The 16,160-nt window shown below is 42.8% G+C and carries 13 protein-coding genes and 1 pseudogene; 9 read left to right on the top strand and 5 right to left on the bottom strand.

Features of this window, described 5'->3' with window-relative positions; genetic code table 11:
- The first annotated feature begins 99 nt into the window (after positions 1 to 99).
- The 4 genes from bchI to rpmA all read left to right on the top strand — a co-directional run bounded on the left by bchI (position 100) and on the right by rpmA (position 3,423).
- Positions 100 to 1,221, top strand: a complete 1,122-nt coding sequence (bchI, locus tag AC5JM2_RS07630; protein ID WP_495834294.1) for a magnesium chelatase ATPase subunit I — start codon at positions 100 to 102, stop codon at positions 1,219 to 1,221.
- Between the two features lie 93 nt (positions 1,222 to 1,314).
- Positions 1,315 to 1,611: a hypothetical protein gene (locus AC5JM2_RS07625; protein ID WP_495834293.1), complete on the top strand. Its 297-nt coding sequence runs from the start codon at positions 1,315 to 1,317 to the stop codon at positions 1,609 to 1,611.
- 1,026 nt (positions 1,612 to 2,637) lie between these two features.
- Positions 2,638 to 3,111 (top strand): 50S ribosomal protein L21, encoded by a 474-nt coding sequence (rplU, locus tag AC5JM2_RS07620; protein ID WP_495834292.1) that lies wholly within the window; start codon positions 2,638 to 2,640, stop codon positions 3,109 to 3,111.
- Between the two features lie 30 nt (positions 3,112 to 3,141).
- Positions 3,142 to 3,423, top strand: a complete 282-nt coding sequence (gene rpmA / locus AC5JM2_RS07615; protein WP_169267235.1) for a 50S ribosomal protein L27 — start codon at positions 3,142 to 3,144, stop codon at positions 3,421 to 3,423.
- 46 nt (positions 3,424 to 3,469) lie between these two features.
- Here rpmA and AC5JM2_RS07610 read toward each other — a convergent pair whose 3' ends face one another.
- Positions 3,470 to 3,895: a hypothetical protein gene (locus AC5JM2_RS07610; RefSeq protein ID WP_495834291.1), complete on the bottom strand. Its 426-nt coding sequence runs from the start codon at positions 3,893 to 3,895 to the stop codon at positions 3,470 to 3,472.
- A gap of 328 nt (positions 3,896 to 4,223) precedes the next feature.
- Between AC5JM2_RS07610 and cruF the strand changes: the two genes are divergently transcribed.
- Together cruF and cruG are read left to right on the top strand one after the other, a co-directional pair.
- A complete protein-coding gene (cruF, locus tag AC5JM2_RS07605) occupies positions 4,224 to 5,129 on the top strand; it encodes a gamma-carotene 1'-hydroxylase CruF (RefSeq protein WP_495834290.1) in 906 nt (301 codons plus the stop codon).
- A gap of 31 nt (positions 5,130 to 5,160) precedes the next feature.
- Positions 5,161 to 6,363 carry a 2'-O-glycosyltransferase CruG gene (cruG, locus tag AC5JM2_RS07600; protein ID WP_495834289.1) on the top strand — a complete coding sequence of 401 codons (1,203 nt, stop codon included), beginning with the start codon at positions 5,161 to 5,163 and terminating at the stop codon, positions 6,361 to 6,363.
- 21 nt (positions 6,364 to 6,384) lie between these two features.
- Here cruG and rnhA read toward each other — a convergent pair whose 3' ends face one another.
- Entirely contained in the window at positions 6,385 to 7,281 is an 897-nt protein-coding gene (rnhA, locus tag AC5JM2_RS07595; protein WP_495834288.1) for a ribonuclease HI, read from the bottom strand.
- Between the two features lie 473 nt (positions 7,282 to 7,754).
- Positions 7,755 to 8,210 (bottom strand): helix-turn-helix domain-containing protein, encoded by a 456-nt coding sequence (locus AC5JM2_RS07590; protein WP_495834287.1) that lies wholly within the window; start codon positions 8,208 to 8,210, stop codon positions 7,755 to 7,757.
- Positions 8,211 to 9,227: 1,017 nt separating this feature from the next.
- Between AC5JM2_RS07590 and AC5JM2_RS07585 the strand changes: the two genes are divergently transcribed.
- The 3 genes from AC5JM2_RS07585 (at position 9,228) to AC5JM2_RS07575 (ending at position 11,188) form a co-directional block, all read left to right on the top strand.
- Entirely contained in the window at positions 9,228 to 9,872 is a 645-nt protein-coding gene (locus tag AC5JM2_RS07585) for an S-layer homology domain-containing protein (protein WP_495834286.1), read from the top strand.
- Complete coding sequence (locus AC5JM2_RS07580) at positions 9,869 to 10,015, top strand: hypothetical protein (protein ID WP_495834285.1); 147 nt, start codon at positions 9,869 to 9,871, stop codon at positions 10,013 to 10,015. Before AC5JM2_RS07585 ends, AC5JM2_RS07580 begins: the two co-directional genes overlap by 4 nt.
- A 351-nt stretch (positions 10,016 to 10,366) precedes the next feature.
- A complete protein-coding gene (locus AC5JM2_RS07575; RefSeq protein ID WP_495834284.1) occupies positions 10,367 to 11,188 on the top strand; it encodes a carbonic anhydrase in 822 nt (273 codons plus the stop codon).
- Between the two features lie 138 nt (positions 11,189 to 11,326).
- On the opposite strand, the pseudogene AC5JM2_RS07570 reads toward AC5JM2_RS07575, so the two are convergent.
- Both AC5JM2_RS07570 and AC5JM2_RS07565 read right to left on the bottom strand, forming a co-directional pair.
- A pseudogene (locus AC5JM2_RS07570) lies at positions 11,327 to 12,313 on the bottom strand (catalase); the annotation flags it as partial.
- Between the two features lie 223 nt (positions 12,314 to 12,536).
- A complete protein-coding gene (locus AC5JM2_RS07565; protein ID WP_495834283.1) occupies positions 12,537 to 16,157 on the bottom strand; it encodes a tetratricopeptide repeat protein in 3,621 nt (1,206 codons plus the stop codon).
- Between the last annotated feature and the right edge of the window lie 3 nt (positions 16,158 to 16,160).

The following is a 16,160-nucleotide window of genomic DNA, read 5'->3' as shown; positions in this document are numbered from 1 at the left end:
CCGATCATAGTCCTCCATCCCCTCATCCCTTTGTCCTCGTCATCCCCACCTATGGCACAATGAAAACGGTAATAAAAGAAATATAGATAAGGTAATTTAGTGAGTCCAACTGCTCAAGCTACCGCTGCTGCGCGTCGCGTGGTATTTCCCTTTACAGCAATTGTCGGTCAGGAAGAAATGAAACTGGCTCTATTGTTGAACGTGATTGACCCGAAAATTGGCGGTGTGATGATTATGGGCGATCGCGGTACTGGTAAATCCACAACTATCCGGGCGCTGGCTGATTTACTCCCAGAAATTCCCGTCGTTGCGAACGATCCCTTCAACAGCGATCCTAGTGATCCCGATTTGATGAGTGATGAAGTCCGCCAACAGCTACAGCAAGGGGCGGATATTCCCGTTGTTCAGAAAAAAGTCCAAATGGTCGATTTGCCCTTAGGAGCAACAGAAGACCGAGTTTGTGGTACCATCGACATCGAAAAAGCATTATCAGAAGGTGTCAAAGCCTTTGAACCAGGACTCTTGGCAAAAGCCAACCGGGGTATTCTCTACGTAGATGAAGTAAACTTACTAGACGATCACCTAGTAGACGTGCTTCTTGACTCCGCCGCCAGTGGTTGGAACACAGTAGAACGAGAAGGAATTTCCATACGTCACCCGGCGCGTTTCGTGCTTGTCGGTTCTGGTAACCCAGAAGAAGGAGAACTGCGTCCTCAACTCCTAGATAGATTTGGAATGCACGCAGAAATCCGTACAGTTAAAGAACCAGCTTTGCGCGTGCAAATCGTAGAACAACGCTCAGAATTTGACCAAAATCCACCAGTATTTTTAGAACAGCATAAATCCCAACAGGAAGAACTGCAACAGAACATTGTTAACGCCCAAAATCTATTGCCATCTGTGACAATAGATTACGACTTACGGGTGAAGATTTCCGAAGTCTGTTCCGAACTCGATGTTGATGGCTTGCGCGGTGACATTGTCACTAACCGCGCCGCCAAAGCCATAGCCGCATATGAAGAACGTACCGAAGTTACAGTTGATGATATCCGTCGTGTCATGACTTTATGTCTGCGTCATAGACTACGGAAAGATCCCTTAGAGTCAATAGATTCTGGATACAAAGTACAAAAAACCTTTAGCCGCGTCTTTGGCGTAGAACTGTCAGAAGAAACGACACAACAAAACGGCACAGGACAAAAATTAGGACTTAGAAATTAACAAGGAAGAGTGAAGAAAGAAAAGACATTGCTTTATCTTTTTTTTCTTTCATCTTCTTTCTCAAAACTTATCACTTAGCACTTATAACTTAATATGAGATTTTGGCACTTTTGGTTCAACAGCTTTGTTTTATCCAGCCAATATAACCCACCCCGGTTTGTAGAGATGCTGATGGTACTATTAGCAATTGTAATGCTAATTGTTTGGAACTTTACACTAGCGATACCCTATATGATACTTGGCTGGAGCTTTGTAATTGGGGCATCTATTTCTATCTTAGTACGAGAAGCTATTGCTCCTTCACCAGATATAAGAGTTAACCAATTAGCAGCATTTTTCTTCCTCAGCATTAGTCTTTATGGCTTTGTTTACGTATTTCAAACTCTTTGAGATGAGTTATACCGTTTCACTTTAAGGTTGATACAGATAGGAAGCTGGGAGCAGGGGAAAAGAATTAGAAACCCATCATTTGTATCAGGCTCAATCGTGAAATGGTATTGCAACGCGTGTACACTACCCAAGTTGCTTGTCATGACAAAATTCTACGTTTGATGTTTTTTTCTCTTCTTGTATTTCAGTATTTGTAACCAATTTCTTCCTATAAGAAAACTTATTGTACTTAAGTACAGTCTCTTTTTACCTGACACGTAAAGTAATATTTAGCAATGCAAATTTTTCCATAAAGTTATTCAAGTTATATGCATTTCTCAAGAAAAAGTTGCGATACTGATAGGGGATCAAACGATTTTTTACTTTGAGAAAATTTTCTTCATAAGAGTGTTAGTTATGACAACTATAAAATCCTGTGTTTCAACTTGTCGTCACTGTCGGTACTACACTCCAGAGGGTCAGCGTGGTGGTACTTGCCAATTATTAAATGTATCGGTCAAATCAGGATGGAAAGCCTGCTCTTTATATGTCCGATCTTTTGAACCTTTTTGCGAAAATCTGGTTAGCGCTAAATAAATCACTGTAGTAGTGTTTTTCAAGAACTATTGCAGTTTTCATCTAGGTGTAATACACTCTCGAATTCAGGTAGGGTGGGCATTGCAATGCCCAATGCCAGATGCCTACGGAGGAGCCAGTACTGCGGGAGGGTTTCCCTCCGCAGGTATCTGGCGTTGGAAACCCTCATCAAGCACTGGCTCCCCTACACCATTCGTGTATTTGACTCAAATGAAAAGCCCACTTATTGCTTGTCAAATCTTTTTCCACACGGCGAGATGGACTTTCTGCTTAATAATACTGTCAAGAGTTAATCCTTATTTATTTTGACATACTTATAGTTATTGAGGTAAAGTGAGAGATTGTGTGTCTCAATCCTGCTCGGATCAGGTAAAGGCAATACGAAAGCTGGAGAGCTTTAGAAAAAGCATATAGTCCAGCTACCTGTACGGCAACCTCAAGGACAATTTTATGACCTACGCAATTATTGAAACTGGCGGCAAGCAACTAAAAGTCGAAGCTGGTCGGTTTTACGACATTGAACTGCTGCATGTTCAACCAGACGAGAAAGTTACTATAGATAAAGTATTGCTAGTGCAGCACGACGGCGATGTGACCATAGGACAGCCGCTTGTGGGAGGAGCAAAAGTAGAAGGCACGGTGATGCGGCATCTAAGAGGTCGCAAAGTCCTGGTTTATAAGATGAAACCGAAAAAGAAAACTCGTAAAAAACGGGGTCATCGCCAGGAAATCACTAGATTATTGATTAATTCAATTAGCCTCGACGGTTCGGTGCTTGCTTCCGAAGAAAAGGCGATCGCCTTAACTCCAGAAACTGAGGTGACTACAGAACCAGCTGCAACAACTGAAACTCCAGAGACTGTTGATGTTGTGGCAGAACCAGTTGCGGAGAATTCACCCGCACAAGAAACAGCTGCTGAATAATAGATACAAGTAGAGACACAAGAGGAAATTATGGCTCATAAGAAAGGAACAGGTAGTACACGCAACGGTCGTGATTCTAACGCTCAAAGACTGGGTGTTAAGCACTACGGTAGTGAAGTTGTCCGGGCAGGAAATATCTTAGTGCGTCAGCGCGGTACTAAATTTCATCCTGGTAACAACGTCGGTATTGGCAAAGATGACACTCTGTTTGCTTTAATTGACGGCGTAGTCACATTTGAACGCAAGGGCAAAACCCGTAAAAAGGTTAGCGTTTATCCAGTTGCAGCGCCAGCCGAGGCAGTTGCAAGTTAGTCATTACTTAAACCCAAGAGTCCATAGTTGCTATGGACTCTTGGGTTTAAATCAACTTATGAATCAACGCACCTAAGGCTAAACCCGTCAAACAGAAGATAGACAACAAACAAAAGGTTTGTCCTTGATTAAAGCCAGCTGTTTGAAAGTCTATCCTTACTAATCCAGTCGCAGCAACGATTAGCAAGGTCTCAAGAAATAGTCGAAACCTGACTATCATTAAAAAAAACAAGAAAGCCGCTAAAACGCTAAGACCAAAAGATCTAACATTTGATTTGAATAAGAATAAAGAAAAGTTTGCAACCCTTGTCCCGGAAACCGTTAAACCTCCCGTGAGAAGTAAGATAGCAATAACAGCCAGTAGCCAGATATACCAAGGAGTGTATATTTTAGATATTATCCACCCAGTACTGGTGTAAGTAAGCAGTAGTAATGCTAGGGAAAGCAAAGGTGGTCTTTTTGATATTGACATGGGTTGTTCCCAACATAAGAATAAGCTATAATTCCACAATTATCTAAGGCATATACATACTGCTTTGTCGGAAAGCATACATTCCTTAGGACACTATAAGCTGTCAAAAAAAAGCCAATTCAGTTGAGAAATAATGGCTTGAATAGCTTAAACTATAAGTTTATTATCATATTTTTTCTACCTTCCATCAAGAGGCTGCTATGCTTTCCAAAAGAAAGTTAGGTCAGTTTGCAAAAAATTCCCGCACAAAGTATTAAAGATCTTCTTAAACATTTGTAAACTATAACCAGCTAAGTAGCCGCGTATCATGTCTTGTTAAGGGATTATCATGAGACAACTTGTTATCGCTCAGCGTGTATGCCTCACTGGTCATATCTTGGCAAAGGCTTTTGGACTAATAGGCATTCTATTGGTCATACCTAATGCCGAAACAATTTTCAATTCAGGAGAGGTTGGACAAAAAGCCATGCAGTTAAGTATGGCTGATGGTGGTGTGGTAGATATTATTTTGGGGACAATAGCCGTCTCCATTTATGCATATCGAGTATTGGGATGGCGCACTTGGCTAGGGTTTCTACTACCATCTGTATTGATATCGGTGGGCAGTGAATTACTGGGAACTAGCACTGGATTTCCCTTTGGATACTACAGTTACTTGAGTGGCTTAGGATATAAGATTGCGGGGCTTGTACCATTTACAATTCCCTTATCCTGGTTTTATGTGGGCTTGTCTGCTTACCTGATTGCTCGTAGTGGTTTGAGGGTAGCTCAAAATCCCAGTTTAGTGCGCCAAGTAGGCGCTATAGCATTGGGCGCTTTGCTGTTCACTTGCTGGGACTTTGCATTGGAACCAGCTATGAGTCAAACATCTCTCCCCTTTTGGTATTGGGAGAATCCAGGTGAATTCTTTGGAACACCGTATCAAAATTATGCGGGTTGGTTTGGCACTAGCGCCCTGTTTATGAGTGTGGCAGCATTGCTGTGGAGAAACACGCCCCATAAATTGGAGCGATCGCAACTCTTTGTCCCCCTAGTCGTTTATCTCAGTAATTTTGCCTTCGCCGCTGGATTAAGCTTAGCTGCTGGATTTGCAATCCCAGTTTCATTAGGCTTTGTCTTGGGCGTAGTTCCAGCTGTAGTACTTTGGTGGAGTTCAAAAGTTGCATCTGCTAATGTTGCTGTTGCACCAACAACCGAAGTGACTGTAGCAAGCGTCAAAGTTGCTGTGAAATAAAGCTTTGATTTCCATCCCCAGGTATTTTGCTGTGCAAGACGCGTTGAGTTTCGCAAGTGTTATTTCATTGTTATTACTGCTGATCCAACTACCAGCAACAGCAATTTTGCTGTCGCGTCTGTTAAAAGGACCAAGCCGCCATCCTCCCATTACACCCCAAAATTCCACACCAGAACTTTTGGGGTGTGTGAGTGTCGTCATTCCTACCTTAAATGAAGCTCTTCGTATTGCTCCTCTGCTAGATGGGATTTCTCAGCAAAGCTATGAAGTCCGAGAAATAATCATTGTAGATAGCAAGTCTAGTGATGGCACACCTGAGTTAGTCAAAACTGCACAGCAGAAAGATCCTCGCTTTCGCCTAATGACGGATGATCCCTTACCAACTGGTTGGGTGGGGCGTCCTTGGGCATTGCATTACGGCTTTTTGCATATTTCAGAGGCGAGTGAGTGGTTTCTGGGTATGGATGCTGATATACAACCATCACCTGGTTTGGTTGCGGGTTTGGTGAAGATAGCAGAAACTCAAGGCTATGACTTGGTTTCTCTCTCACCCCAGTTCATTCTCAAATATCCAGGAGAATGCTGGCTACAACCAGCTTTGTTGATGACTCTGCTTTACCGATTTAATCCTGCTGGTGTGAATGCTGAGCAGTCAGAACGAGTGATGGCGAATGGACAATGCTATTTGTGCCGTAGCTCTGTTCTAAGAGCTGTGGGTGGATATACGAGTGCGAATAATTCTTTTTGTGATGATGTCACTTTAGCACGGAACATAGCTGCCTCTGGGTATAAAGTTGGCTTTTTAGATGGGGCAAAAGTGCTCAAGGTACGGATGTATGAGGGAGCAATGGAAACTTGGCAACAATGGGGGCGAAGCCTTGACTTGAAAGACGCTTCCTCCCGCGCTCAACTTTGGGGAGATTTATGGCTCCTCACAGCAGTTCAAGGTTTACCGCTTGTAGTCGTCCTCACCTACCTCTTTTTTTCTCCCCCTCCTTTTGTCTCCTTGTCCCTCTCTCCCTCCCTGCTTCTAGTGGTACTCAATGTATTTCTAGTGGTGATTCGCTTTGCTATGCTTTTTGCGATCGCACCCTCCTATGATCGCAATCAAGCAAAAGGCGGTTGGTTGTTCTGGCTTTCGCCTTTGGCTGATCCAATCGCGGTGCTGCGGATTTTTCTTTCTGCATTCCGTACCCCGAGAGAGTGGCGAGGGCGCAAGTACAGTACTCAGTGATCAGTCCTGAGTCCTCATTGGTTAAGATTCCGTCTCACTTTCTACCTTATCGCCCCGTTCCAATTCCCAAAGAATTTGATTACCTTCACGCCGCACCCGTGAGACAAGCCAGTTTCGCCAGCGCCACTCGTCTCCACGACTGGTAACAGCGCTGGCGTGAACATCCATCAAGTCTGCCAGTTCAGAACTTGTGATTAGGTAACCTTTTTCGGCAATTTCGTCCGCAATGCGGAGAGTTTCGACTAAGTTACGCAGTTGTGTTACCCTCATTTCCCGAGGTAATTCTTCATTGACGGAAGTAGCAGACTGGGTTTGTGGTTCCATATTGGTTATATCTGTTGCAAGAGTCGTGATTTCTTGTTTCTTTGTGTTAATTATTGTAGAATTTGTTTCCGAATCAGATACTCTTGATACACTCAGACCGTTCTTTTGTTCCAAGAGAAAGTCTTGTTGTTCCAGGGATAAAGTTTTACCATTGGCGAAGGCGCGGGCGATCGCATCACAGCGTTCGTTACCAATATTACCTGCATGACCCCGCACATGCTCCCATCTCACCCGTGGACTATTGAGGTCGTCTAAGATTTCTAAGAGGTCTTGGTTAAGCACAGGATTTCCATCCGACTTTTTCCAGCCTTTCCTTTTCCAGCTTTTGACCCATTTTGTCACGCAGTTGATGAGATATTCGCTGTCGGTGTGCAGGGTGATGGCTTCCCTTTGTCCTGAGTCTTGCAAAAATTGCAGGGCGGCGATCGCAGCTTGCATCTCCATTTTATTGTTGGTCGTTCGGGAGGATGCACCGCCCATTTCGTGAATGGAACCATCACTGAAATAGACAACCACACCCCAACCACCAGGACCAGGGTTCCCTGTGCAAGCACCATCAGTGTATATACTTTTGATTGTGGAAACTAAAGACATAGTTAAAAATACAAAAGCGCCAAAAAGCTAAGGATGCAAAAATATCAGTAGCGAAAAATCACAGAAAGTATTAAGGTTAGCACAAAAACGCTTCAGCAACTATCGCATCTCATTTCTATCAGCCCTTTTTCCTAACCAACTGCGTATTCTCGAAACTGTCGCAGAAATAGTGGTTCAAGCTCAATAAGAATATCCTCCTTTTGTAGAGGCTACTTGATAAATTATTTTGCAAAATCAATTTCTGTACCATTATACTGAATCTAGATTTTCCATTTTTCATATCTCAATTCAGAAAACACGCGTAAACTCGACGACGATTTTTCCATACAAAATTAATAAATTAAGAAAAAATTTTACGACGATAAAAATACCCTCGAAGCTTGAATCAACGGTGAAAATGAGGCATTGAAGAAAGTAGAAGTTTTATTGTGATCACAGGAATCAATCGGAGCGCATACATTCCTGTTTGGTTGTTACTCGCACGCGATATCTGTCTCTATAGCTGTGTCTATTGTTTTATCAGGTTTACTACTTGTTGCAGCTTTGCGAATTTTTGCTAATTCCTCCTTCGAGATCCACTCGCTAGTAGGAGTCACTCTGTATTCGTCTGTCCGACCGTCACGTTTTGTCTGCTTTAAAAGGTTTGCTTTAAGCAACACCTTTAAAGCTTGTTGAGCTTTGCGAACGCTCATATCACAAATTTCAGCGGTCTTTTTGAGACTTGCAAAAAAGACTCCTTCTGGTTTACCACCCGTTCGGCGAACCATGTGGGCATAAAGACGAAATTCATAAGGGTCTAGTCCGTATTCATCTAAGAAACCGTGGATATAGGCAACTGACGCAGGAGGTTTATTTGTTCCAGTTGAAGACTTATGTTTTTCTACGGATAGAGTATTAGAGTTTTCAAAGTTTTTTTCTTCAGACAACATATGAATTTAGTGCTTTACTGCCCAAGCATATTATAAACACCCATCTGCACAAGATGCATATCCTTCTCCTGCATAAGATGCGTTGGCCACCCCTGCATAAGATGCGTTGGCTCTGTTATTTATTATAAATGTTACTATTTTTATTGTTATTCCTTTAGGTTTACTATTAAATTGTTATTGTTTAAAGTTTTATTACTTATGCTGTCGTTTGATTCGCAGGTCTGGTAATCTCACGCAGTTGTCAAGTTCTAAATTTAGCGTTATATATAAAAACATAGCCCAACAACTCTGTGACACCAGAGCAATTGAGCCGCTTTTAAATATACATTGTCTTTCCATTTTATCTTAGTGAAGCCTCTGGTGTCTTTGGCGATGTTGGCTTAATCAAACCTAAAATACAAACAGTAGAGGTTTCTGTGAGTCCATCCCGTCTAAAAACATTTCAGATCCGTCTAAGTCTTGTGGCGACTGTACTAACAATACTTCATTACCTTTTTCTATTAGGGTTGAACTTGAACCAAGTTCGTCACATGGAGAAAAAAGAATCTGCGACATATGAACGGCAAACCTCGTTCTTAAAAAGTAAGTATCAAAATACTGAAAATACTTAAGCTATTTGCCAAGCAGGTTCTTTAACAAAGAGTTTCTAAAGTGAGAGGAGGTTGTTAGAAAATATTCTTAAGCAATCTTCTTTTTCCTAAGTTCGGCTGATTATCAGAAAAGCCAACACCAAAGGTAAGCTGGCTATCAAGGCTATTCCTGTGATCGAAGACGAAGACCTGCGGCAGTGGCTGAGTAACTACTATCCGATTCAGGGTGAAACCTACCTCTTGGTCGCTTCAGGTGACACATGACAATAATAATTTAGTTATTCTTATTAATAAAATTTTTCATTTATTGAAATTGCTGAATACGCTTGAACCTCTCTCGTCGCCAAGCTAATAATTCCGGTTTTCTGCTGATGGGAAAAATAATACATAGCAAGAACATCAGGAAAATACCTAGCTTGGAGCGACAATGGCATCTACTCCTAGATCCTTTCGGGATATTCAAAATCAATGGGCACGCTTATTTGTAGAATCATTAGCCAATGAAGGGGTTATCACCGGGTTTCCCAATAGGACGTTTCGCCCTGACACTTCAGTAACCCGTGCTGAATTTGCTGTTATTCTTACTAAGACATTTACAAAACTTAAGAAAAAACGGGACTATATTCGTTTTATCGATGTTCCGACTCATCACTGGGCAGCAAAAGCTATTCAAACAGCTTATGCAATAGGATTTCTAAATGGGTTTCTCAATGATCGCTTCTTTCCTGACAGTAGGATTTCTCGATTAGAAGTTTTGCTGACTCTGGTAAAAGGCTTGGATATTGCCTCAAAGGTAAAACCTGAGGAGTTTGCAACGCTTCAGGTGATTTATCAGGATACAGATCAGATTCCTGATTATGCAATAACTCAGGTTGCAATTGCCACAAGTGCAGGTCTTGTAGCTAGTTACCCAAATACAAAATTACTCAAGCCCAATATACCAGCAACTCGCGCCGATGTAGCAGTTTCTGTGTATCAAGCGCTTTTTTTTCTGGGTGAGGTGCAAAAAATTCCCTCCGACTACCTTGTCGTCCCACCAGAACCGCAAACTGAGTTGGAACACAGTTCATGATCCAGAAATTCGTTATTGGATACTTAGCGCGAGTTTTGTCTGCTGGAACAACGTTTGCGACTGTTGAACCGGGAACTTATACTATGTGTAAAGTGGATAGCTTGGGCAATCAGAGTGCCCAAATGGCGATTGCAGTGAGTTGAGATAATATGAAATGCGATTAATGACTAGAGTTTAGACAGTCTAAACTCCACTTATTTAACCAGATAAAGATCACAGAAATAATATAACTTTTTTGCCCATATTTTTGGTTTGTGCGGATTGATATGCTTTGGTGCAAGATACAGAGGATTGACGTAAACGCGATCGCCACTACCAACCACTTTTACCCACACCCACTAAGAAGTTATACTCAAGACAGTTGGTGCTGACACCCATGAGCATTTAGATTTGTTTGAATAACAAATTGATAAAATTTATAACATTTTTATACTACACTAACTATACAGGGAAAATTTTTCTGATATTGCCTCTATTTGTCAAAAGTTAGCTGTATGAAGAAATTAATTAAAGGTCTGCGTGAGTTTAAGGCTAATTATGTTAGTACGCACCAAGAACTCTTTGAACAACTATCTCAAGGTCAAAAACCCAGAGTGTTATTTGTTACTTGTTCTGATTCGCGTGTAGACCCAAATCTAATTACACAAGCTGATTTAGGTGAATTATTTGTTATCCGCAATGCTGGCAATATTATTCCACCATTTGGAGCAACCAAGGGCGGTGAAGGTGCGACAATTGAATACGCTGTGCAAGCTCTAGGTATTCGACAAATTATTGTTTGTGGTCACTCGCATTGTGGTGCAATGAAAGGGCTGATGAAGTTACATAGCCTGCGAGATGAAATGCCGCTTGTTCATGATTGGTTAAAGTATGCAGAGGCAACCCGACTATTGGTAAAAGAACATTACACCCAATACAAGGGGGAAGAACTACTCGAAATTTTAACCGCTGAAAATGTACTGACTCAAATTGAAAATTTGCGGACTTATCCAGTTATCCGCTCCAAGCTATACCAAGGACAACTAAAGATTTACGCCTGGATTTATAACATTGAGAAAGGAGAAGTTTTAGCCTTCGATCCAGAAACTCATGCTTATGTCTTGCCTCAAAGTCAAGTCAAAGGTGATGAAATCGATGAGAGACGACTTAAGGAAGAATTATTAAATGGTCATGCCATAAAAGATAACATTTCTGTAGAAGAAACGGCAGTTGATGCGCCTCAAGAATTTTTCTTTGACACCGATCAAAGGTTTCCAATAACACGACTTTCAAAAGACCAAATGGATCGAATTTACCGAGGTTCAAGAAGAAACTGAATTTGAGAAGACTTTCATAGCAATTCTATTTTATTTGTGTGAAAGTGCCTGCGCTTTGCGCAGAAATTGAAAGACTAAGGTCCCCGACTTCTCAAAAAGTCGGGGTTCTTGGTTTTCACCCCACATTCCGCATGAGTATTTGTCTGGAGAGAAACTCACGCCAGGAACCACAGCACTGGGGCTAAAAGCGGCTTGTTCAACTTGAGCGAAATAATTCTCAGGGTTGCGATTTAGCTCTAGTATTCCAACTTCGATTAAGGGATAGTCTGAGTGCTTCCAAACTTTTGTCACGTCAAAGGGATTGTCTATATGTTTTGACGCCTGCTCGTCCGTCATTACTTGAATGCACATACGCCACTTGGGATAATCTCCTTGGGCGATCGCCTCAAACAGATCATCAGTCGCGTGATCGGGCTTTTCTCCTTTAATCTTGGTTGATTCTTGTTCCGTCAAGGTTTGATGCCCTTGCAAAGTCTTAAAGTGAAATTTGCACCAGACGCGATCGCCTTGAGCATTAATTAAACTGAAAGTATGGCTGCCGAAGCCATCCATGTGTCGATAGGTTTTCGGAATTCCCCGGTCTGAAAGCAGGATCGTCACTTGGTGAAGCGATTCCGGACTGAGTGACCAAAAATCCCATCTTGCATTGTGGTCTTTGGTATTGGTTTGGGGATTGCGCTTTTGGGTATGGATAAAATCAGGAAACTTGAGTGGATCGCGGATGAAGAAAATAGGGGTATTGTTGCCTGTTATATCCCAGTTGCCTTCTTCAGTATAAAACTTGAGCGCAAAGCCTCTGGGGTCACGCTCGGCATCTGCTGAACCCCTTTCTCCCCCAACAGTAGAAAAGCGTAGGAGGACTTCTGTTTTCTTGCCAATCTCAGAGAAAAGTTTGGCTTTACTGTAGCCTGTGATATCATTAGTAACAGTAAAAGTACCGAAATCTGCCGCACCTTTAGCGTGGACAACCCGCTCAGGGATACGTTCTCTATTAAAATGAGCCAGCTTTTCCAGCAAATGGAAATCCTGTATTAAAAGAGGTCCACGTGCTCCAGCTGTAAGTGAATTCTGGTTATCGCCAACAGGAATACCGTCAGCAGTTGTCAAATTTTTAGGTTCAGTCATGAGTACGAAAGTTCTCCATTAAGTTATTCAGATTGCTCTGCATTACGTTTTGGTCAGCAGACAAAACTCACTTATAAATTCAATTAACTCGAACTCATATCGAGTACATATAAATATCATACTCGTTACAACTACGATTTGCAACAAATCCAAACAATAGGCACTTACAAGAAAAAAATGCCCAATCTTGTTCCAGCCCTCTGGGCTGGACGACCTCCACTCATTAGCTGATATGTAGCACCTCTTGTAACAACTTGCGTTCTTCAATGGGTAGTTCTAGCAAGACACGCCTATCGCCTTTTGTCTCCCGATAGCGGACAGCAGCATTGAGAAGCCGGAGGGGAATTTGGAACTCAGGACGATTTCCTACAACTTCCTGCCAAACTTCTAGCCATGTTTGTGCTGCTTTGTCGCTTACCATTTCTGACATCAACGCACCGATGGTTTTTTCGCGGACAAGTCCCTGTGCTAATGCTGGGGCGACTTGGTGTTTGTTGTAAAGTTCAATTAGGGTGGTGATGTGGTTTTTCCACAGCGCTGCATCGTTTGTGGTGTTGAACAGAATACAGATAATTAACTCCGCATCCTCAGCATCTGGTTCAGCCACCTCGGCAAAGCGGTTAAGCGCATCGTCTAATGCGGTGATGCCTTCTTCCCAACGATTCAGCCCTAGAATTGCGATCGCTCTGTTGAAGAAAACTGACGAAGATTGGTCGCCGAGTTCAATTGCTTTATCGCAGGATGCTAATGCTTCCTGATGACGTCTGAGTATATCCAGTAGCCAACCTCGGCTGAACCAAGCCCAAGTATAATTCGGGTTAAGCGAAATCGCTTTATCCAAGGATGCTAAAGCTTCCTCATAGCATTTGAGTTCGTATAGCACATCGCCTCGACCGCCCCAAGCCCAAGCATAATTAGGGTCAAGCGAAATCGCTTTGTCCAAGGATGCCAATGCTTCCTGGTAGCGTTTGAGAGAACCCAGCAAATCGCCTCGCTTTGCCCAAGCCCACTTATAATTAGAATCAAGCGAAATCGCTTTATCCAAGGATGCCAAAGCTTCCTCATAGCATTTGAGTTCGTATAGCACATCGCCTCGACCGCCCCAAGCCCAAGCATAATTAGGGTCAAGCGAAATCGCTTTGTCCAAGGATGCCAATGCTTCTTCGTAGCGTTGCAGCTTGTCGAGCACATTGCCTCGGTTAGCCCAAGCCCAAGCAAAATTGGAGTCAAGCGAAATTGCTTTGTCGTGGGATACCAAAGCATCTTCGTAGCGTTGGAGGTTGGTTAGCACTAAGCCTCGCTCAGTCCAAGCCCACTTATAATTGGGGTAAAGCAAAATCGCTTTGTCGTACGATACCAAAGCTTCCTCGTAGCGTTGAAGTTTTTGGAGCAACCAACCTCGGTTAGCCCAAGCCCAAGCAAAATTGGAGTCAAGCGAAATCGCCTTATCGTAGGATATCAAAGCATCTTCGTAGCGTTGGAGGTTGTCTAACACGTCGCCTCGGTTAGCCCAAGCCCACTTATAATTAGGGTCAAGCTCAATTGCTTTGTCGTACGATACCAATGCTTCCTGGTAGCGTTGGAGGTTGTCTAACACGTCGCCTCGGTTAGCCCAAGCCCAAGCATAATTGGGGTTAAGCTCAATTGCTTTGTCATAGGATGCCAATGCTTCTTCGTAGCGTTGCAGCTTGTCGAGCACATCACTTCGCTTACCCCAAGCCTGGGCAGATTTGAGGTCAAGCGAAATCACTTTGTCGTAGGATACTAAAGCTTCCTCATAACGTTGGAGTTTTCCTAGCGCATCGCCTCTATTTGCCCAAGCCCAAAGATAATCGCGGTCAAGCGAAATCGCTTTGTCGTAAGCAGCTAAGGCTTCCTCATAACGTTGAAACTTCTCTAGCAACACACCTCGGTTGCGCCAAGCCCAGATATCATTGGGGTCAAGCGAAATCGCTTTGTCTAAGGATACTAAAGCATCTTCGTAGCGTTTGAGGTTGTTCAGTATCAACCCTCTTCTCACCCAACCCCACACATAATTGGGGTCAAACCCAATCGCTTTGTCTAAAGATACCAAAGCATCTTCGTAACGTTGGAGGTTGTCTAGCACATCACCTCGGTGTGCCCAAGCCCTAGCAAAATTGGGGTCAAGCGAAATCGCTTTGTCTAAGGATACCAAAGCATCTTCGTAGCGTTGGAGGTTGTTGAGTGATTCACCTCGGCGTCCCCAAGCCTTGGCAAAATTGGGGTCAAGCGAAATCGCTTTGTCGAGCGATGCTAAAGCTTCCTCATAGCGTTTAAGACCATTTAAGCAGCGTGCCTGTTCTAACCAGTCCTCTGCCTGACCACGAATTAATACTAGTTTCTCTGCATATCGCAGAGCATTAAGATAGTCTTGCTTCTCAAACCAATTCTCATATTCTTGCCAGTACGCCGCCACCCGAGGATCTTCATCTTCATCTTCCATTGCTTGAAGTGCATAAAGCACATATTCTCGCTCCACAACAGCATCAGGTGGAAGCGGTTCTAGACGTTGCTGATACCTAGTAGGATGATTTTGTTCGTAAGGAAAATCATCAATTCGCGCTTGATTGAACTGTTGTCCTAAATCATCAAACCATCCATTATTCCTGATTTCATCAATATCCTGTCCCAATCGCTGTTGCAACTCTGTACGCGTATACCAAATTCGCAAAAAGTCAATAAATAATCGTATTGGTTCATCCCGCTGCTTCTTTACCTCCAAGCAAAACCGCATCAGCGGTTCGTGCAGTTCGTAAAATGACTCACGCCCAATGAATTCAGAATTAACGTAGCCCTTTTCCCGCAAATCCTTAAGTTGACTTGATGCTGTCTGATGAGTCATAAAACAGCGTTGGGCAATCTCCTTCACACTAACAGCACGGCGACGATCAGCGAGAAACTCAATAATTTTTCTTTGCTGCTGCGAAAGCCATGACATCCGCGCTTGATAGTAAGGTGTCAAATCATCAAGCATCCGCATGAACGGTTCCACTAGTTCATCTAAGGACTTACGCGTGAGGAACTGGGAGAAAATCACGTAGACGCGGGGGTTTCCACCAGAGAGATGATGGATGGCTTTGATGCGATCGCGTCCTGTTGCCGTTTTGATAAAATCTTCTAGTTCTTTATCCCCTTCTAATTGAGCAATATGCCTCAACAACTCCACTGCTTCATCTAGCGTTAACTCCTCTAAATGATGAGAATAAAAGAAGTTATAGAAGGGGTCATCTTTGTGGATGATTCCATCAAACAAACTTTGTGCTGTTGCCAGAATTGTTAAAAATGAATAATTCTGTATATAAGCCCGCAGTTGCTTTTGCCCAATATCACCTAAGCCGTTAAACACATCATCTAAATTTTCCATCAACAGCAGCAGCGTGCGTTTACCAACAAATTCTCTGAGTAATGCTGCAGCTTGATGTTCAGCTTCTTGTTGTGATAACTGATAAAGTGCTTCAACTTGCTGATTTAACTTAGCATTATATTCTGCTGGATATTCTTTTTGTAGCGCTCGAAATATCCGCAACAGCAAATCTAAAAACGATGTAACGCCCCACTCTTCCTCTCTTAACCATGCGATGACTAACTTATCCTGTAAGTCTTCCATGTTGGAGACGCGGTGATACATCAGTGTTATCATGTGTGTCTTCCCAATACCGCGCATCCCCAGCAACAGACGAAAATGTTTATTTGCTGTTAGGGTACTTTCACGAATCAAATCAACTAAATAATCTGCCAAGTTATGACGCTGGACAAAAATTGCTTCCAAAGTTTCTGCAGTCATCAGACTAGGGGTGAAGCGAGAGAGGAAGGTACTTTTCATCTT

It is taken from the genome of Brasilonema angustatum (genome assembly GCF_059505445.1).
The sequence above is the reverse complement of the archived record's forward strand: the minus strand, read 5'-3'. Positions and strand labels throughout refer to the sequence as shown.